We start from the raw sequence: 18,617 nt of genomic DNA on the forward strand, positions 1-18,617 counted from the left end.
CCCTCAAGCGTTCCCTCGACGCCGCTTCACCGGAGGCACACCGTGAAGGAAATCCTGGACGCGATCCAATCGCAGGACAGTACGGCCGCGGATTTCGCGGCCCTGTCCATCCCCGAGTCGTACCGCGCGGTGACCGTGCACAAGGACGAGACGGAGATGTTCGCGGGGCTCGACACCCGCGACAAGGACCCCCGCAAGTCACTGCACCTCGACGAGGTCCCGGTCCCCGAGCTCGGGCCCGGCGAGGCGCTGGTCGCCGTCATGGCGAGCTCGGTGAACTACAACTCCGTGTGGACCTCGATCTTCGAGCCGATGGCCACCTTCGGCTTCCTGGAGCGCTACGGAAAGCTCAGCGAGCTCACCAGGCGCCACGACCTGCCGTACCACGTCATCGGCTCCGACCTCGCGGGCGTCGTCCTGCGCACCGGCCCCGGAGTCAACGCCTGGAAGCCCGGCGACGAGGTCGTCGCACACTGCCTCTCGGTCGAACTGGAGTCCTCGGACGGCCACAACGACACGATGCTCGACCCCGAGCAGCGGATCTGGGGCTTCGAGACCAACTTCGGCGGCCTCGCCGAGATCGCGCTCGTCAAGTCCAACCAGCTGATGCCGAAGCCGCAGCACCTCAGCTGGGAGGAGGCCGCCGCTCCGGGCCTGGTCAACTCCACCGCGTACCGCCAGCTCGTCTCGCGCAACGGCGCCGACATGAAGCAGGGCGACAACGTGCTGATCTGGGGCGCCAGCGGCGGACTCGGTTCATACGCCACGCAGTTCGCCCTGGCGGGTGGCGCCAACCCGATCTGCGTCGTCTCCAGCGAGCAGAAGGCGGGCATCTGCCGGAAGATGGGCGCCGAGGCGATCATCGACCGCACCGCCGAGGGCTACACGTTCTGGAAGGACGAGCACCACCAGGACCCGCGCGAGTGGAAGCGGTTCGGCAAGCGCATCCGTGAACTCACCGGCGGCGAGGACGTCGACATCGTCTTCGAACACCCGGGCCGCGAGACCTTCGGCGCCTCGGTGTACGTGACCCGCAAGGGCGGCACGATCGTCACCTGCGCCTCGACGTCCGGCTACAACCACGAGTACGACAACCGCTACCTGTGGATGTCGCTGAAGAGGATCGTGGGCTCGCACTTCGCCAACTACCGCGAGGCGTGGGAGGCCAACCGCCTGATCGCCAAGGGAAAGATCCATCCGACGCTGTCGAAGGTCTACTCCCTGACGGAGACCGGTCAGGCCGCGTACGACGTCCACCGCAATCTCCACCAGGGCAAGGTCGGCGTGCTGGCGCTCGCCCCCCGCGAGGGCCTGGGCGTGCGCGACCACGAGCTGCGCGAGAAGCACGTCGACGCCATCAACCTGTTCCGTGACGCACCGGCGGAGCGGACCGGCAAGCACAGCCGGGACGTCTGACATGAGTGGGCGTCAGAAGGACCGCCCGTGGCTCATGCGGACGTACGCGGGTCATTCGACCGCCGAGGCGTCCAACGAGCTCTACCGGCGCAACCTCGCCAAGGGCCAGACGGGCCTGTCGGTCGCCTTCGACCTGCCGACGCAGACCGGGTACGACCCCGACCACATCCTCGCCCGCGGCGAGGTCGGCCGGGTCGGCGTGCCCGTCTCGCACCTCGGTGACATGCGACGGCTGTTCCAGGACATCCCCCTGGAGCAGATGAACACCTCGATGACGATCAACGCCACCGCGATGTGGCTGCTGGCGCTCTACCAGGTGGTCGCCGAGGAGCAGGGCGCCGATCCCACGAAGCTCCAGGGCACCACGCAGAACGACATCGTCAAGGAGTACCTCTCGCGCGGCACGCACGTCTTCCCGCCGGGCCCCTCGCTGCGGCTGACCACCGACATGATCACGTACACGGTCAACCACATCCCGAAGTGGAACCCGATCAACATCTGCAGCTACCACCTGCAGGAGGCGGGAGCCACTCCCGTCCAGGAGATCGCGTACGCCATGTCGACGGCCGTCGCGGTCCTGGACGCCGTACGGGACTCCGGTCAGGTGCCCCCGGAGAAGTTCGGCGATGTGGTCGCACGGATCTCCTTCTTCGTGAACGCGGGCGTCCGTTTCATCGAGGAGATGTGCAAGATGCGTGCCTTCGGCCGCATCTGGGACCGGGTCACCCGCGAGCGGTACGGCGTCACCGATGCCAAACAGCGCCGCTTCCGCTACGGCGTCCAGGTCAACTCGCTCGGGCTGACCGAGGCGCAGCCGGAGAACAACGTCCAGCGCATCGTGCTGGAGATGCTGGCCGTCACCCTGTCCAAGGACGCCCGTGCCCGAGCCGTCCAGCTGCCCGCCTGGAACGAGGCGCTGGGACTCCCCCGGCCGTGGGACCAGCAGTGGTCGCTCCGTATCCAGCAGGTGCTCGCGCACGAGAGCGATCTGCTGGAGTACGAGGACATCTTCGCCGGATCGCACGTCGTCGAGGCGAAGGTGGACGAGCTGGTCACCGAGTCGCTCGCCGAGATCGGCCGGATCCAGGAGATGGGCGGCGCCATGGCGGCCGTGGAGTCCGGCTACCTGAAGTCCGAGCTGGTCTCCTCGCACGCCGCCCGCCGGGCCCGGATCGAGGGCGGCGAGGAGAGGATCGTCGGCGTCAACATCTACGAGACGACGGAACCGAACCCGCTCACCGCGGACCTCGACGCAGCGATCATGACGGTCGACCCCGCCAACGAGGCCAGGGTCGTCGCGGCCCTCCACGCATGGCGGGACAACCGCGACGAGGCCCGTGCCACCGATGCCCTGGCCGCGCTGAAGAAGACCGCCGCGGGCACCGGGAACATGATGGAGGCGACCGTGGAGTGCGCCCGCGCGGGTGTCACCACGGGCGAATGGTCCTGGGCGCTGCGCGACGTCTTCGGCGAGTTCCGGGCTCCGACGGGCGTCTCGTCCGCCCCGGTCGCGGTGACCGCGGAGGCCGGCACACCGCTCGCCCTGGTCCGCGAGAAGGTCGCCCGCACCGCGGCCGACCTGGGCGCCGGGCGGCTGCGGCTGCTGGTCGGCAAGCCGGGCCTGGACGGGCACTCCAACGGTGCCGAGCAGATCGCCGTACGGGCCCGTGACGCCGGTTTCGAGGTCGTCTACCAGGGGATCAGGCTGACCCCCGAACAGATCGTCTCGGCCGCCCTCGCCGAGGACGTGCACTGTGTCGGTCTGTCGATCCTGTCCGGTTCGCACGCCGAGCTCGTCCCCGACGTGCTCACCCGGCTGCGCGAGGCGGGCGCCGCCGACATCCCGGTGATCGCGGGCGGGATCATTCCGCCCGCCGATGCCGCGGCCCTGATCGGGGCCGGTGTCGCCGCCGTATTCACCCCGAAGGATTTCGGTATCACGGAGATCATCGGCCGTATCGTCGACGAGATCCGGAAAGCGAACAAGCTCGACCCTCAGGAGGTCCTCGCATGACCCAGCCCCCGAACCGCCTGCGTCCGCGCCGTTCCTGCCTGGCCGTGCCCGGCTCGAATCCGCGGTTCCTGGAGAAGGCCCAGGGCCTCCCGGCCGACCAGGTCTTCCTCGACCTGGAGGACGCCTGCGCGCCGCTCGCCAAGGAGGGCGCCCGGCACACCATCGTCGACGCGCTGAACAACGGCGACTGGACGGGCAAGACCCGGGTCGTGCGGGTCAACGACTGGACGACGCACTGGACGTACCGCGACGTCATCACGGTCGTCGAGGGCGCCGGCCAGAACCTCGACTGCGTCATGCTGCCGAAGGTCCAGGACGCCCAGCAGGTCGTGGCCCTCGACCTGCTGCTGACCCAGATCGAGAAGACGATGGGCTTCGAGGTCGGGAGGATCGGCATCGAGGCACAGATCGAGAACGCCAAGGGCCTGGTGAACATCGACGGCATCGCCGCCGCCTCGCCCCGCCTGGAGACCCTGATCTTCGGCCCGGCCGACTTCATGGCATCGATCAACATGAAGACCCTGGTCGTCGGTCAGCAGCCGCCCGGGTACGGCGCGGACGCGTACCACTACATCCTGATGCGCATTCTGATGGCGGCCCGTACGCACGACCTCCAGGCCATCGACGGCCCCTTCCTGCAGATCCGCGACGTGGACGCCTACCGCGAGGTCGCGGGCCGTGCGGCGGCGCTGGGCTTCGACGGCAAGTGGGTGCTGCACCCCGGTCAGGTCGACGCGGCCAACGAGGTGTTCTCGCCCTCGCAGGAGGACTACGACCACGCCGAGCTGATCCTCGACGCGTACGAGTGGTGCACGTCCGAGGAGGGCGGCAAGAAGGGTTCGGCGATGCTGGGCGACGAGATGATCGACGAGGCGAGCCGCAAGATGGCGCTCGTCGTCGCGGGCAAGGGCCGCGCGGCCGGCATGCAGCGCACCTCCGAGTTCGAAGCGCCGGAGGTCTGATCATGCAGTTCGGACGCACCTATGAGGAGTTCGAGGTCGGTGCAATCTACAAGCACTGGCCCGGAAAAACGGTCACGGAATACGACGACCACCTTTTCTGTCTGCTGACCATGAATCACCATCCCTTGCACATGGACAGCAACTACGCGGAGAGGACGACCGACTTCGGGAAGAACGTTGTCGTCGGCAACTACATCTACTCGCTGCTTCTCGGCATGTCGGTTCCGGACGTCTCCGGAAAGGCCATCGCCAATCTTGAGGTCGAGTCGCTGAAGCATGTCGCGCCCACCTTCCACGGCGACACGGTCTACGGCGAGACGACGGTTCTCGACAAGACTCCGTCAAAGTCCAGGGCGGACCGCGGAATCGTTTATGTGGAGACCAGGGGATACAAGCAGGACGGCACGCTGGTCTGCGTGTTCCGCCGCAAGGTGATGGTCCCCACCGAGACGTACATCAAGGAGCGCGGCGGCGAGCAGCCCGGCCGCCCCGAGCTGAACCAGCCTTCGCAGAAGAACGTGGAGAAGTAGCCATGACGCGACTCGCCCAGACGGCCGGCCTCAATGACGTCCAGCAGGAAATCCTCTCCACGGTCCGGGATTTCGTCGACAAGGAGATCATTCCGGTCGCGACCCGGCTGGAGCACCGTGACGAGTACCCGACCGAGATCGTCGAGGGGCTCAAGGAGCTCGGCCTGTTCGGGCTGATGATTCCCGAGGAGTACGGGGGCCTGGGCGAGTCGCTTCTCACCTACGCGCTGTGCGTGGAGGAAATCGCCCGCGGCTGGATGAGCGTGTCGGGGATCATCAACACGCACTTCATCGTGGCGTACATGCTCCAGCAGCACGGCACCCAGGAGCAGAAGGACACGTTCCTGCCGCGGATGGCGCTGGGCGAGGTCCGGGGCGCCTTCTCGATGTCCGAGCCGGCGCTGGGCTCGGACGTCGCGGCGATCACCTCCAAGGGCGTCAGGGACGGCGACGAGTACGTCCTGAACGGCCAGAAGATGTGGCTGACGAACGGCGGTACGTCCTCGCTCGTCGCCGTCCTGTGCCGGAGTGACGAAGGCCACCCCGAGGGGACCGCCCCGCACAAGTCGATGACGACGTTCCTGGTCGAGAAGGAGCCCGGTTTCGGCGAGGTCCGGCCCGGCCTCACCATCCCCGGCAAAATCGACAAAATGGGTTACAAGGGTGTCGATACGACCGAACTCATCATGGACGGACTGCGCATTCCGGCCAATCGAGTACTGGGCGGCACCACCGGCCGAGGTTTTTACCAAATGATGGACGGCGTCGAGGTAGGCCGGGTAAATGTAGCCGCGCGTGGCTGCGGTGTTGCTCAGCGTGCATTCGAGCTGGGCGTTTCCTACGCTCAGCAGCGCCACACCTTCGGAAAGCCGATCGCCCAGCACCAGGCGATCCAGTTCAAGCTGGCCGAAATGGCCACCAAGGTCGAGGCCGCCCATGCGATGATGGTAAACGCGGCACGCAAAAAGGACTCCGGGGAGCGAAATGACCTGGAGGCAGGGATGGCGAAGTACCTCGCCTCCGAGTACTGCAAGGAAGTCGTCGAGGACGCCTTCCGGATCCATGGCGGCTACGGCTTCTCCAAGGAGTACGAGATCGAGCGCCTCTACCGGGAGGCCCCGATGCTGTTGATCGGCGAAGGTACCGCCGAGATCCAGAAAATGATCATTGGGCGCCGACTCCTCGAGGAGTACCGGTTCCAGGGTTGATTGTCCCTTTCGAGGCGATTTGGCCGCGAAGAAGATCACACCCTGTCATCCTCTGCCGGTGCCTTCAAGCCGTCCGACTCGGCTGCTGGCTTGCCCAGTTGCGGCTCGCAACCGATAACATCGCCGGAAAAGCCGCCGTCCCCCGTTGCCAGCGCGGCATCATCCGCTACGAAGGTCATCCATGCCCGACAGCCAAACCTCTGCACCACGCGGCGGAGTCCGCCTTGCGCGCGGAGCTTCGCCGTGGCTCCTGCCGACCGTCGCCACCGCGGCGCTCAGCCTCACCCGGGCCCGCAAGTCCGGACGCTGGGCGGCGGTGGCCGTGCCCACCACCGCGCTCGCGGCGGGCATGCTGTGGTTCTTCCGCGACCCCGAGCGCGAGATCACCCAGGGCCGGGTCATCTCGCCGGCCGACGGCGTGGTGCAGAGCATCATGCCGTGGAAGGACGGGCGCACTCGCGTCGCGATCTTCATGAGCCCGTTGAATGTCCACGTCAACCGCGCGCCCCTGGCCGGCACGGTGACCTCGGTCGAGCACATCCCCGGTGGGTTCGTTCCGGCGTTCAACAAGGAGAGCGAGAACAACGAGCGCGTCGTCTGGCACTTCGACACCGAGCTCGGCGACATCGAGATGGTACAGATCGCGGGTGCCGTCGCACGCCGTATCGTCCCTTACGTCCCGCAGGGCACGAAGGTGGAGCAGGGCGAGCGCATCGGTCTGATCCGCTTCGGCTCCCGGGTCGACATCTACCTTCCGGAAGGTATCGATGTCGCGGTCGAGGTCGGCCAGGCCACCACCGCGGGGGTGACTCGAATTGACCGTGATTGATCCTGACACTCAGGCCGGCTGGGTACCGGAGGCGGAGTCCGAGGAGGACGCCGGCGAGGACATGCCGCTCTCTCTGCGGCTGTCGATAGCGGACACCCTCACTCTCGGCAATGCCACGTGCGGATTCATGGCGGTGTACTTCACCACCACCGGAATCCTCATCCCGCACCTCACGGGCAGCGACGAGAGCGGCATGGCCCGGCACTCCGCGGCCACCGCCGTGATCCTCATGCTCCTGGCCGCGGTGTTCGACCTCTTCGACGGGCTGGTGGCGCGCAAGCTGCGTTCCTCGCCGATGGGTGCCGAGCTGGACAACCTCTCGGACCTGATCAGCTTCGGGCTCGCCCCGGCGTACTTCGTCCTCGTGTACGGCATGGTCGCGGACGACGCACACCAGCGGGTGTCGGCGCTGGCGGCGATCGTGGTGCTGCTGGCGGTGGTGCTCAGGCTTGCCAGATTCTCCTGCGTGACCATGAAGGACGGCATGTTCCAGGGCATGCCGAGCCCCTTCGGAGCGCTCACGGTCGTCTCGATCGTGCTCCTGGAGCTGCCCTTCCCTCCGACGCTGCTCGCCATCGTCGGCGTGGCGTGGCTGATGGTCAGCCGGGTCGAGTACCCGAAGCCGCGGGGGGTCCTCGCGGTGGCGATGCTCAGCTGGATCGTGGCCGCGATGGGGCTCCTCGCCGCGTGGGCGTTCGACGCCCCCGGCGGTCAGCTGCTGCTCCAGACCGGCTGTGCGCTGCAGGTGGTCCTGGGAGCGGTCATCCCGCTCTTCGCGACGGCGCGGCGGGTGAACACCTTCCGCGGCAACCGGCGCGACGCACGGGCGGCCCAGCTGCCGTAGGGCCACAACGACGGAACGTTCGCGAGAGGGCCCCGGGTGCTCCCCAGCACCCGGGGCCCTCTCGCGTATCCGCAAGGGCCGACGGCGCGCACGCGGCCGGTGCGGAACCGATCGGTCCGGACCGGCGGCTGTCAGCCGGGCACGAGTACGGCGGCCCCGTTCACCCGGTCCGCCGCCAGATCGGCCAGTGCCTGGTCGGCCCTGCTCAGCGGGTAGGGGCTCACCGTGACCCGGATACCCACACGTTCCGCCAGCGCGAGGAATGTGCGGCCGTCCTCCCGGGTGTTGGAAGTGACGCTGCGCAGATTGCGCTCCTGGAAGAGATGGCGCTGGTAGTTCAGCACGGGGATGTCGGAGAGATGGATCCCGGCGACGGCCAGCGTGCCGGAACGGTCCAGTGCCTCCAGCGCCACGGGCACCAGATCGCCGACGGGTGCGAACAGGATCGCCGAGTCCAGGGGTTCCGGCGGGCGGTCGTAGGCGCTGCCGGCCGATGCGGCGCCCAGCTCCAGAGCGAGCGCACGCGCCTGCGCCGAGCGGGTCAGCACATGAACGGTGGCGCCCTCGGCGAGGGCCACCTGAGCGGCCAGGTGGGCCGACGCGCCGAAGCCGTAGATCCCCAGCCGTCCGCCTTCCGGCAGAGCGCTGCGCCTGAGGGACCGGTATCCGATGATCCCCGCGCAGAGGAGAGGTGCGAGCCGGGCGGCATCCCGGTCGTCCGGGAGCCGGTAGGCGAACGCCTCGGGAACCAGTGCCGTGCCGGCGAAGCCGCCGTCCGCGTCCCAGCCCGTGTAGACGGACCGGGGACAGAGGTTCTCCCGGCCGCCCCGGCAGTAACGGCAGCTCCCGCACGTACCGCGCAGCCAGGCTCCACCCACCCGGTCGCCGATACGGAAGAGGCCGGCCCCGTCGCCGAGAGCCGCCACCCGGCCGACGATCTCATGGCCGGGGACCGTGGATGGGCGGTGCGGAGGGAGGTCGCCCTCGGTGAGATGGAGATCCGTGCGGCAGACGCCGCACGCTTCCACGTTCAGCAGCAGCTCTCCGGGGCCGGGCGCGGGCACGGCGCGCCCCACCCGTGCCAAGGGCCCGGTCCCGATCGGACCGGGTGTCCGGACGGCCCAGACGGTCTGCTCGGCCGGGCCGGGAGCGGGGACAGCCACCTCTCCAGCCTGCGACGGCGGGGGCGGAGAGGCAACCGGCGTCGACCGCGCGCACCCGGGCCGGCCTGCGCCCTTCGGCAGGAGGGCTAAGGTTTCAACAGGGACGCACCCGTATTTCAACGGGGCCGCACCCGTAGGCGTGGGGACGTCATGCACCGACACCACAGCGCACCGGAGAACACCCAGGAGCTCTTGGTCACCCTCGGGCGTCTGGTCGATCAGGCGTTGGAGAACATCAGGCTCCAGCAGGCCCCGGCGGAGCTGGGCGTGGCGCTGCAGCGGCACATGCTCCCGGCCGAACTGCCCGATTTCCCGGGAATCCGGATCGCGGCCCGGTACTCCCCCTCGCAGGACGGCCTGGCCGTCGGCGGCGACTTCTACGACGCGTTCCCGATGCGGGACGGGATCGCCGGTATCGCCATCGGTGACGTGCAGGGGCACGGGGTGGAGGCCACCGCCTTCATGGGTGAGGCCCGGGCCAGTCTCCGGGCCCTCGCCAGCGTCACGGTCGACCCCGGAGAGGTACTGGCCTGCGTCAACGATCTGCTGATCTCGCTGGGCTGCGACCTGTTCACGACCTGCTGCCTGCTGAGTGTCGTCCCGGAGAGCGGCGAGATCTCCGTCGCCCGGGCCGGACACGTCCCGATCGTCTGGGGCACCGACGGCGGCGACTCGGGCATCTCCCTCGACGCCGGTGGGGTGCCCCTGGGGATACTGCCCGGTCAGCGGTACCCCGTGACCCGTCGGCGACTGGCTCGACCCGGGTATCTGGTCCTGGTGACCGACGGGGTCGTGGAAGGACCGGCCTACCCCATGGACGAGGGACTGGCCGCGGTGTCCGCGCTGGTCGGAGCGGCGGACGCGGCAGACCCCGGCGAGCTGGCCGCACGGGTGATCGAGGTCGCGGACCTGACCGGTCACAGGGACGACGCCGCTGTCCTCGTCGTCCGCTACGACGGTGCACCGGGTGCCGGCTAGCGGGACGCGCCTCGCTCGTTCGTCCGTCTCCCGGTCTCCCGGTCTCCCGGGCATGGTGTCGGCGTGGCTTCGGCGTGCCAGAGCGGCCGGGGTACGTGCGGGTGGTGTCTGATGCTGCTGTGGTGGACAGCGCACAGCTCAGGCGGCACACGGCCACGGCCCTCACGCTCCTGGCGGTGGCCGTCTGCTACTACGCGACGGCCCGCCTGGGGCTGCTCCAGCAGCTGGTACGCGGCCAGGTCACGCCGTTGTGGCCGCCGACCGGGATCGCGGTCGCCGCGCTCCTCGTGTTCGGTCTGCGCATCTGGCCCGGGATCGCACTCGGCGCCCTCGTCGCCAACGTGTCCATCGGGCCCTCCGCCCTGCCCGTACTGATCATCGCGGTGGGAAACACCCTGGCCCCGGTCTGCTCCTGCCTGATGCTCCGCCGGGCCGGCTTCCGCGACGACCTCGGCCTCCTACGGGATGCGCTGGCCTTGGTCTTCCTCGGTGCGCTGGGCGGCATGCTGATCAGCGCGACCGTGGGCAGCGGCGCCCTGGCCCTGTCGGGAGCGCTTCCGCCCGGGGGCTTCTGGCCGACCTGGTCGGTCTGGTGGACGGGCGACGCCATGGGCGTCATGGTCGTCACGCCGTTCCTGCTCGCCCTCCGGCGGGCCCGCCGGCCGCACGGCGCCGGCCTGTCCAGATGGGTCGAGGCGGCGGTGCTGGTGGTGTGCACCGTGGCCGTCACCCTCCTGGCGACCGATACCTCCCACGCCTCCTTCCTCTTCCTCGTGTTCCCCTTCCTGATCTGGGCCGCCTTCCGTTTCGAGCGGGCCGGTGCCGCGTGCTGCGCGCTGGGCGTGTCCGTGTTCGCGATCCTCGCCGCCGGCCGGATGACCGGACCCTTCGCCCACCGCGGTCTCCTCACCAACATGATCACGCTCCAGGCATTCAACGGAGCGGTCTCGCTCACCGCTCTGGTCCTCGCGGCGGTGGTCACCGAACGGGAGCGCACTTATCAGGAGATCAAGCGGTTGTGTACGCAACTCTCCGAGAAGGTGGCACACCAGGACACCTGATTCACTCCATCGGTCGTGCGAGGCGCGCGCCAACCCGCGATTCGCAGCAGGCTGAGGGGCGACGGCACCGCGACGAGGGCTACCGGACGTCGAGAAATCGGGCGACCGGGCGCCGTAAGAGGTGGAGCCATGCCCCATGTGTCAGCGAATGTCCATGTGTCCCGCCCCGCCGACGAGATCTTCTCGTTCCTACGGGATCCGCGGAACCTGGCCGTGTGGTCATCGAGCATCGATCACGTGATCGAAGGCCCGATCACCGCGGAACTCGGCGACGAATACACCTGCAAGTTCCCGGGCAGACGGCGGGCGCACCGCCTCACGTGCACCGCGAGCACACCGGTGGAGTACCTGGCGTTCCGCGGCGGATGCATGTGGACCCCGTTGGGCCGCCATTCGCCGGAACTCGAATTCCGGCTGAGTCCCAGCCGACGGGGGACGATGGTCAACGTATCGGTCAAGCCCCACCTGGACGGCGGCATGATCATCCTCGCCCCGTTCGTGACGATGGCGTGGCGTCGCGACCTGCCGTCGGAGCTGCGGTGCCTGGCGGAGCTGCTCGCCGACGGGGATCGTCCTGACGCGGATACGAGTGGTGATCAGGGGGCCGCGCCGTCGGTGGGGTGACGCGGAGGGGGGTGGGGGTGGTGCGGGGGCATGGGTGGTGGGGGCGTGGCGGGTTCCGCTGCGCGGGGCTTTCCCCTGCCCGCCCCTTCGCGGAACTTGGGGCAAGCCCCCGTACCCCCGCTTTTGTCCTCAGACGCCGGACGGGCTCGATTTCGAAATGCCGGGCAGGCTCGATTCCGAAACGCGGGCGAGCTCGGTAAACAGAGCCCGGGGGCCCGGTATTCGCATCCGCCGGACGGGCTCGTTTTCCCAACCCCTCCGGGCTGGTTCTCCAGCGCGGAACGGACTCACTCCCAAATACCGCGCGGACCGGCTTTCGAGCACCGTCCGAGCCACATTCTCACGCACCGCGCGGGCCGGCTTTCGAGCACCGTCCGGGCCGGTTATCAAGGGCCGTCCCGGCTGGAATTCAAATCCACCGGATCGGGCGGGCTCGCATTTCGCCTCCGTCCGACAGGAACGGGCCTCCGGCCTCCGGTCGCCGAACGGGCAAGGTCCTTCTTCCCGTCCGGCGATCCGGGTCGCCGCCGGGGCGGACTACAGCAGGAAGTCGCGGGCGATCGCCTCGGATGCCCGTTCCAGTAGTGGTCCCGCCTGGGCCATGGAGACCGCGGGGTCCGGTTCCAGGTCCGTGAGGGCGTACGCGCGGCTGATGCCCGCGCCGGTCAGGGCCTCCGGCGGCAGGGCGAGACGGCCGCAGACCGCCACGACCTCGACGCCCGCGGCACGGGCGGCCGCGGCCACGCCTGCCGGGGCCTTGCCGTGGAGGGTCTGCTCGTCGAGCGACCCCTCTCCGGTGATCACCAGCGTGGCGCGTGCCAGCGCGGGGGCGAAGCCGAGGACGTCGAGCATGACCTCGATGCCGGGGCGGAACCGGGCGTCGAGTGCGACCAGCGCCCCGTAGCCGATGCCTCCCGCCGCGCCCGCTCCGGGCAGCCGGGCCCGGTCCGGGCCCAGGACGGAGGCGTAGTGGGCGAGCGCGGCGTCGAGCGTCGCGATGTCCTCCTCGGTCGCGCCCTTCTGCCGTCCGTAGACCTCGGGGGCGCCCGTGGGGCCGGTCAGCGGGTTGTCCACGTCGCTCGCGAGGATCAGGTCGACGTCGGCCATACGCGGGTCGAGGCCGGACAGGTCCGCCTCCGCCAGGTCGGCGAGGCCGCCGCCCCCCGGACCGACCGGATTGCCGTCCGCGTCCAGGAAACGGGCGCCCAGCGCGGCCAGCATGCCCGCACCGCCGTCCGTGGTCGCACTGCCGCCGACGCCGAACACGATCGTCCGCGCGCCCGCGTCGAGCGCCGCGGCCAGCAGTTCGCCGGAGCCGTACGTCGTGGCCGTGAGCGGGGCGAACACCCCTGCGGGGAGGTGCTGGAGGCCCGATGCCTCGGCCATCTCCACCACCGCGGTCGTGTCGCGCAGCGCGTACGCCGCGGTCACCGGATCCCCGAGGGGCCCGGTCACCCGCGCCTCGTGGCGCTCGAACCCGGCGGCCACCGCGGCCGCCACCGTGCCGTCGCCGCCGTCGGCCACGGGCAGGGCCTCGACCCGCACCCCGGGCACGACGCGCCGCAGCCCGGCCGTCACCCGCTCCGCGACCTGTACGGCCGTGAGCGAGCCCTTGAACTTGTCCGCCGCGACGAGCACGCGTGCGGTCTCCATCACTGCTCCGTCCGCCACCTTGCATCCCTTGCTTTCGAACAGGCAGTCGCGCCGCCCCCGACCCTATCCGCAGCGGATACCCGCTGCCCAGAGCCGTCCTCGCTCCGGCTCCGCCCCCATTACGCTGCCCGCGTGACCACCACTGATTACGCCACCTACATCGCGGGCCTCCCCCGGGTGCTGGCCGCCGCGGCCACCGTGTTCCGGGACGACCGGGGGCGAGTGCTGCTCGTCGAGCCGAACTACCGGGAGGGCTGGGCGCTGCCCGGCGGAACGGTCGAGTCCGACGAGGGCGAGAGCCCGCGTCAGGCCGCGCGGCGGGAGACGGCCGAGGAGATCGGTCTCGACCGGGAGCCGGGACGGCTGCTCGCGATCGACTGGGCGCGCGGCCCGATGCGTCCGCCGATCGCCGCCTACCTGTACGACGGCGGAGTGCTGGACGAGGCGGAGCTGAAGGCGATCCGGCTGCAGGAGGAGGAACTCCTGTCCTGGGAACTGGTCGAACGCGACGACCTCGACCGCTATCTGCGCGGCGCTCTCGCGCTGCGTGTGAGGGCGGCGCTGGAGGTGCTCGACGCCGCCGACGGCGCGGTGGAGCTGGAGGACGGCCTTCCGGCGAACGGCTGATCCGCGGACCGATCGCGTCGCACACCCATCACGCGTCGCGTATGACCCGTATCCCCCTATATCACCTTGCATCACTTTGCGCCCTGTTGTCATGACGGAACGTCAGCTGATAGTCCGGTCGACGGCTGCCGGACATCCGAGTTCATGTGTCATTGGTCCGCAGTGCACGCTCGACCGGCATCATCCGGACTCCACGACAGCGGAGGGATCATGCGTACGCACACGGGCCACCTCGGCGGACTGCCGGCCACCATCGTCGCGTCGTTCGTCTGTACGGCGGTCGTCGCCACGGCGTCGACCGCGGCCGCGGAGCCGGCGTCGGCCCCGGCCCCGGCCGCACAGCGCAGGATGCCGCTGTCGGTCGACGGCGGCGCCTGGCAGTCGGGACATGTTCAGGGCACGGCCATCGACCGCCGCAAGGGCTTCATGTACTTCTCGATGACCAACCTGCTGGTCAAGACCGACCTCAGGGGCAATCCGGTCGGCTCGGTCACCGGGTTCACCGGCCACCTCGGTGATCTGGACTTCAACGAGAAGGACGGCAGGGTCTACGGCTCGCTCGAGTACAAGGAGGCGAAGTCCTTCTACATCGCGATCCTCGATGTCGACCGCATCACCCGGATGGACATGGACGCCCAGTCCACGGGTGTCGTCTCGACCGTCTATCTCAAGGAGGTCGTGAAGGACTTCACCGCCGACATGAACGGCGACGGCGTCTTCGACGGCGACACGGCCGATACGCCCGACCACCGGTACGGCTGCAGCGGCATCGACGGCGTCGCGTTCGGTCCGGCGTTCGGCGACCGGCGCGGCAAGCGCGGCGAGCGGAAGCTGACGGTCGCGTACGGCGTGTACGCCAACCCGGGCCGCACGGACAACGACCACCAGGTGCTGCTCCAGTACGACGTCGCACGGTGGAAGAAGTACGAGCGCCCGCTGACCGAATCTGCCCCGCACACCAGCGGCCCCGGCCATGTCGACGGCAAGTTCTTCGCGTACACCGGGAACACCACGTACGGCGTGCAGAATCTGGAGTACGACGGGTACAGCGGCAACTGGCTGATGGCCGCCTACAAGGGCACCAAGCCGGGCTTCCCCCACTACTCGGTCTTCGCGCTGGACGGTGCGAGGAAGCCGGTACGCGGCCCCGTCCGCGGGCAGCAGAAGCCGGAGCGCGGTCTGCTGCTCCCCCTGCTGCGCGAGGGCGCGCACGACACGGCGACGGATACGTACGGGTGGCCGGCGCCGGGGCAGTACGGCCAGTACGGGCTGATCTCCCTCGACGACGGCCGGTTCTATGTCGCGCGGAGTGGCACGGTCCAGGACGGCGGTGTCACGAAGCAGACCGCCCTCGCCGTGCTGAACACCTGGACCGGCCGGACCCCGTCACCGTTCAGCCCGGCCGGTCCCGCGGCCTGACGTCCGCCTCGCGCGGCGGCTCCTCGCGCGCGGCGGCCCGCGCTTCGGTGGGGTGGCCGCGCGCGACGCGGTCGTACACGGCGACTCCGACGGTGTCCCGCGGGCTGCCGTCGCCCGCGAGCACCATCGCTTCCGCCCCGGGTTCCGCGCCGGGACCCGGGGTGGTCCCGGCCCCGCGTCCGGACCCCGGCACCGGGTGAAATGGCCTCGCGGGCCTCGGCCGGTGCTGCGTACGCTCGTGCCATGACTCTCGTCGCGATCCTCAGCGGCGCCGGTATCTCCACGGACTCCGGCATCCCCGACTACCGCGGGCCCAACGGGCTTTGGCGCAAGGATCCGGAGGCGGAGAAGCTCGTCACGTACGACTTCTACATGGCCGATCCGGACATCCGCCGCCGCTCCTGGCAGATGCGCCGCACGAGCGCGACCTGGGGCGCGCAGCCGAACGCGGCCCACCGCGCGGTGGCGGAGCTGGAGCGGTCCGGCGCCCCGGTACGGGTGATCACACAGAACGTCGACGGTCTGCACCAGCTCGCGGGGCTCCCCGCCCGCAAGGTTCTCGAACTGCACGGGACCGCGCGCGAGACGGTCTGCACCCGCTGCCACGCCCGCTCCCCGATGGCCGAGGTGCTGGCGCGGGTCGAAGCGGGCGAGGCCGACCCGCCGTGCAGGGTCTGCGGCGGAATCCTGAAGTCGGCGACGGTCATGTTCGGTGAGCGGCTCGATCCGGTGGTGCTGGGCGAGGCGATGTCGATCGCCAAGGCCTGCCAGGTGTTCATCGCGGTCGGTACCACGCTCCAGGTGCAGCCCGCCGCGTCGCTGGCCGGGATCGCGGTGGACAACGGGGCCCGGCTGATCGTGGTGAACGCGGAGCCCACGCCGTACGACGAACTGGCCGAGGAGACCATCCGCGAGCCCATCGGCACGGCGCTTCCCGCGCTGCTGAAGCGGCTGGCCGAGGCCCCGGACACGTCGCACGGGTAGGGGCTCGGGCCGCCGGCCCCGTCCCGGGTCGGGCCCCTGGTGACGTGTGCGTGCGCTGGAGCAGGCGTACGGCCGCGCAGTGGCGCTCGACATCTACCGGTTCCCGCCCGACGACGTGTCCGGCCTCTCGGGAAGGCCGGGCTCCGCGAACAGGCCCGGCTGAGCCGCGAGGCGGACTCCGGGGAGGTCACCACGCAGGCCTTCCTCCTGACGGTCAGGCCTGTGGCGGCGCAGCGAGCCCGGCCCGGTTCTCCGACAGCCCTCAGTGGTCCAGCTCCCGCTGTACGCGGCGCGAGGGGCGGAACGTGTAGAGGTCGAGGATCTCGGGCGGGTCCACCAGCCCCGGGCCGCCTGCCTCGACCCAGGCGGTGATGTCCTTCACGGCGTCCTGGTCGTTGACCAGTCCGAGCCAGACCGGGCGGCCGCCGGCCCTGCGCCCCTCGGCGGAGGGCTGTACGACGATGACGTTGGCCTGCTCGCAGGCGTCCAGGCACTCCACGGCGCGGACCGTGGCGGCCTCGCCGAGCGAGCGGCGCAGTCCGACGAGCTGCCCGGCGTGGTCGACGTCCGGGATCTTCGGTGTCCCGCAGCAGCAGCCGCGGCAGACGCTGACGGTGGGCCGGGGCGTGCCGGGGGCCGGGGCGGCCTTGCGGGGGCGGCGGCTCATGCGGAGCGCCCTCCGGTGCTGACGCGGATGATCACCGTGGGACTGTACCGATACCCGCCACCGGTTCGAACACCTGCACTCCCCCGTTGGCCGGTGGGGTAGAGTTGGTGGCTGCGAAGGGGAGTAGCCCCGCAAACCGGTCGTCGACACACTGGAGCCTTCGGGTTCCCGGTGGCCGGGCCCGTGGATCCTCACGGGCGGGCGAGACCTTCGGTCAGGTATGACACGCCCGCGCCCCGTGGGCGCTGACGTCATGCCGGGCCGAATGGTCCTCCGAAAGCCCGAGTGGCGCTTCGCGAAGGCCCGGGGCCCGGCTCTCACAGAAAGCCACCCGGAATGCACCTCGACCCCCTGGCGATCGTCACCGCCTTCGGGCTGATCTTCCTCGCGGAGCTCCCGGACAAGACGATGTTCGCGTCGCTTGCCATGGGCACCCGCATGCGACCGCTGTATGTCTGGTTCGGTACGTCGTCCGCCTTCATCGTGCACGTCGCGATCGCCGTCGGTGCGGGCAGCCTGATCAGCCTGCTGCCCGACTGGATCGTCAAGCTCGTCTCGGCGTCCCTCTTCGCGTTCGGGGCGTTCATGCTGCTGCGCAACGGCGGCGGCGATGACGAGGAGGAGGGCGGCACCAAGACGGTGACCGGCTTCTGGCCGGTCTACTCGACCGCGTTCATGGCGGTCTTCATCAGCGAGTGGGGCGACCTCACCCAGATCACGACGGCCAACCTGGCCGCGAGCAACGGCACTTGGTCCACCGCGATCGGGTCCGCGGCCGCCCTGATGTCCGTCTCGGCTCTGGCCCTGCTGGCGGGGCAGTTCATCGCGAAGCGGGTTCCGCTCAAGACGGTCCAGCGGATCGGCGGGTTCTGCATGCTGGGGCTGGCGATCTGGACGGTTGTGGAGATCTTCACCGGCTGACGTCTCCACCGCTTCGTACGGCGCCGTTGCCCTGGTGCACCTGCTGTCCTGCACGGCCGCACCTGCTGCCCTGCACAGCTGCACCTGCTGCTGCGCACGGCCTCGAAGGCGGGCCCGGATCTCCCGGGCCCGCCTTCGCGTTTCTTCGCGTTTCTTCGCGTTTCTTCGCACGGGCCGCGTCAGAAGAGCGCCGGGGTGTCGTCCTGCGTACCGTTCTCGAAGGCCAGCAGCCGCTGCTTGCGGTCGAGCCCGCCGCCGTAACCGGTGAGGCTGCCCGAAGCACCGATGACGCGGTGGCACGGCACGATGATGCTCACCGGGTTCTTGCCGTTGGCGAGGCCCACCGCGCGCGAGGCGCCCGGTTTGCCGAGGAGCTCGGCCAGTTCGCCGTACGAGCGGGTCTCGCCGTACGGGATCAACTGGAGCTGCTCCCAGACGCTGCACTGGAACGGGGTGCCGTCCAGATGCAGCGGCAGGTCGAACTCACGCAGTTCACCGGCGTAGTAGGCGTCGAGTTGACGGATCGTCTCCGTGAAGGGGCGCGGGTCGGGCTCGCCGAAGGTCTCCTCGGGCGGGCGGTGTCGCTGATCGGTCATGTAGAGGCCCGCGAGGACGCCGTCGGTGGCGACGAGGGTGAGCGGACCGTACGGGCTGTCGACGACCGTGTGCTGCCGGGGCGCCGCAGATGTGTACGTGGCGGTCATGGGTTGAATTCCC

The 18,617-nt window shown here is 69.7% G+C and carries 19 protein-coding genes; 14 read left to right on the forward strand and 5 right to left on the reverse strand.

What is annotated here, in order from left to right; genetic code table 11:
- Positions 1-42: 42 nt before the first annotated feature.
- The 7 genes from ccrA (at position 43) to pssA (ending at position 7,803) form a co-directional block, all read left to right on the forward strand.
- Positions 43-1,416, forward strand: a complete 1,374-nt coding sequence (gene ccrA, locus ACIOMQ_RS24370; RefSeq protein ID WP_402190289.1) for a crotonyl-CoA carboxylase/reductase — start codon at positions 43-45, stop codon at positions 1,414-1,416.
- A 1-nt stretch (position 1,417) separates the two neighbouring features.
- Entirely contained in the window at positions 1,418-3,430 is a 2,013-nt protein-coding gene (locus ACIOMQ_RS24375) for a protein meaA (protein ID WP_362196910.1), read from the forward strand.
- Positions 3,427-4,392 (forward strand): CoA ester lyase, encoded by a 966-nt coding sequence (locus tag ACIOMQ_RS24380; RefSeq protein ID WP_362196913.1) that lies wholly within the window; start codon positions 3,427-3,429, stop codon positions 4,390-4,392. The genes ACIOMQ_RS24375 and ACIOMQ_RS24380 overlap by 4 nt, the downstream gene beginning before the upstream one ends.
- 2 nt (positions 4,393-4,394) lie before the next feature.
- A complete protein-coding gene (locus ACIOMQ_RS24385; RefSeq protein WP_362196916.1) occupies positions 4,395-4,922 on the forward strand; it encodes a MaoC family dehydratase in 528 nt (175 codons plus the stop codon).
- 2 nt (positions 4,923-4,924) lie between these two features.
- Positions 4,925-6,130 (forward strand): acyl-CoA dehydrogenase family protein, encoded by a 1,206-nt coding sequence (locus tag ACIOMQ_RS24390; RefSeq protein ID WP_362196919.1) that lies wholly within the window; start codon positions 4,925-4,927, stop codon positions 6,128-6,130.
- A 181-nt stretch (positions 6,131-6,311) separates the two neighbouring features.
- A complete protein-coding gene (locus ACIOMQ_RS24395) occupies positions 6,312-6,959 on the forward strand; it encodes a phosphatidylserine decarboxylase (protein WP_362196922.1) in 648 nt (215 codons plus the stop codon).
- Positions 6,946-7,803 (forward strand): CDP-diacylglycerol--serine O-phosphatidyltransferase, encoded by an 858-nt coding sequence (pssA, locus tag ACIOMQ_RS24400; protein ID WP_362196925.1) that lies wholly within the window; start codon positions 6,946-6,948, stop codon positions 7,801-7,803. Before ACIOMQ_RS24395 ends, pssA begins: the two co-directional genes overlap by 14 nt.
- A gap of 131 nt (positions 7,804-7,934) precedes the next feature.
- Here pssA and ACIOMQ_RS24405 read toward each other — a convergent pair whose 3' ends face one another.
- On the reverse strand, positions 7,935-8,966 hold the full coding sequence (locus ACIOMQ_RS24405; RefSeq protein WP_362196928.1) for a zinc-binding alcohol dehydrogenase family protein: 1,032 nt from the start codon (positions 8,964-8,966) through the stop codon (positions 7,935-7,937).
- Between the two features lie 150 nt (positions 8,967-9,116).
- Between ACIOMQ_RS24405 and ACIOMQ_RS24410 the strand changes: the two genes are divergently transcribed.
- The 3 genes from ACIOMQ_RS24410 (at position 9,117) to ACIOMQ_RS24420 (ending at position 11,629) form a co-directional block, all read left to right on the forward strand.
- On the forward strand, positions 9,117-9,944 hold the full coding sequence (locus ACIOMQ_RS24410) for a PP2C family protein-serine/threonine phosphatase (protein ID WP_362196931.1): 828 nt from the start codon (positions 9,117-9,119) through the stop codon (positions 9,942-9,944).
- A 122-nt stretch (positions 9,945-10,066) separates the two neighbouring features.
- Entirely contained in the window at positions 10,067-11,005 is a 939-nt protein-coding gene (locus ACIOMQ_RS24415) for an MASE1 domain-containing protein (protein WP_401989106.1), read from the forward strand.
- A 129-nt stretch (positions 11,006-11,134) separates the two neighbouring features.
- Positions 11,135-11,629, forward strand: a complete 495-nt coding sequence (locus ACIOMQ_RS24420; protein ID WP_362196937.1) for an SRPBCC family protein — start codon at positions 11,135-11,137, stop codon at positions 11,627-11,629.
- Between the two features lie 537 nt (positions 11,630-12,166).
- Here ACIOMQ_RS24420 and ACIOMQ_RS24425 read toward each other — a convergent pair.
- Positions 12,167-13,282 (reverse strand): glycerate kinase, encoded by a 1,116-nt coding sequence (locus ACIOMQ_RS24425; RefSeq protein ID WP_402190292.1) that lies wholly within the window; start codon positions 13,280-13,282, stop codon positions 12,167-12,169.
- Positions 13,283-13,414: 132 nt separating this feature from the next.
- Here ACIOMQ_RS24425 and ACIOMQ_RS24430 point away from each other — a divergent pair, with 132 nt between their 5' ends.
- Positions 13,415-13,909 carry an NUDIX hydrolase gene (locus ACIOMQ_RS24430; RefSeq protein WP_362196943.1) on the forward strand — a complete coding sequence of 165 codons (495 nt, stop codon included), beginning with the start codon at positions 13,415-13,417 and terminating at the stop codon, positions 13,907-13,909.
- Between the two features lie 210 nt (positions 13,910-14,119).
- Positions 14,120-15,328 (forward strand): hypothetical protein, encoded by a 1,209-nt coding sequence (locus tag ACIOMQ_RS24435; RefSeq protein ID WP_401265938.1) that lies wholly within the window; start codon positions 14,120-14,122, stop codon positions 15,326-15,328.
- Here the strand turns inward: ACIOMQ_RS24435 and ACIOMQ_RS24440 are convergent.
- On the reverse strand, positions 15,303-15,455 hold the full coding sequence (locus tag ACIOMQ_RS24440) for a DUF2191 domain-containing protein (protein WP_362196949.1): 153 nt from the start codon (positions 15,453-15,455) through the stop codon (positions 15,303-15,305). The two genes, ACIOMQ_RS24435 and ACIOMQ_RS24440, sit on opposite strands and share 26 nt — an antisense overlap.
- Positions 15,456-15,571: 116 nt before the next feature.
- Here ACIOMQ_RS24440 and ACIOMQ_RS24445 point away from each other — a divergent pair, with 116 nt between their 5' ends.
- On the forward strand, positions 15,572-16,312 hold the full coding sequence (locus ACIOMQ_RS24445; RefSeq protein WP_402190294.1) for an SIR2 family NAD-dependent protein deacylase: 741 nt from the start codon (positions 15,572-15,574) through the stop codon (positions 16,310-16,312).
- A gap of 262 nt (positions 16,313-16,574) precedes the next feature.
- On the opposite strand, the gene ACIOMQ_RS24450 is transcribed toward ACIOMQ_RS24445, so the two are convergent.
- The gene (locus ACIOMQ_RS24450) at positions 16,575-16,979 is read right to left on the reverse strand and encodes a (2Fe-2S) ferredoxin domain-containing protein (protein ID WP_402190297.1); all 405 of its coding nucleotides are present in this window, start codon (positions 16,977-16,979) and stop codon (positions 16,575-16,577) included.
- Between the two features lie 336 nt (positions 16,980-17,315).
- On the opposite strand from ACIOMQ_RS24450, the gene ACIOMQ_RS24455 reads away from it, so the two are divergent.
- A complete protein-coding gene (locus tag ACIOMQ_RS24455; RefSeq protein ID WP_362196958.1) occupies positions 17,316-17,900 on the forward strand; it encodes a TMEM165/GDT1 family protein in 585 nt (194 codons plus the stop codon).
- A 179-nt stretch (positions 17,901-18,079) separates the two neighbouring features.
- Here ACIOMQ_RS24455 and ACIOMQ_RS24460 read toward each other — a convergent pair whose 3' ends face one another.
- Positions 18,080-18,604, reverse strand: coding sequence for a methylated-DNA--[protein]-cysteine S-methyltransferase (locus ACIOMQ_RS24460; protein WP_401941947.1), 525 nt, complete (start codon positions 18,602-18,604; stop codon positions 18,080-18,082).
- Between the last annotated feature and the right edge of the window lie 13 nt (positions 18,605-18,617).

Source organism: Streptomyces sp. NPDC087845, assembly GCF_044742755.1.
In the GTDB taxonomy this organism is placed as follows: domain Bacteria; phylum Actinomycetota; class Actinomycetes; order Streptomycetales; family Streptomycetaceae; genus Streptomyces.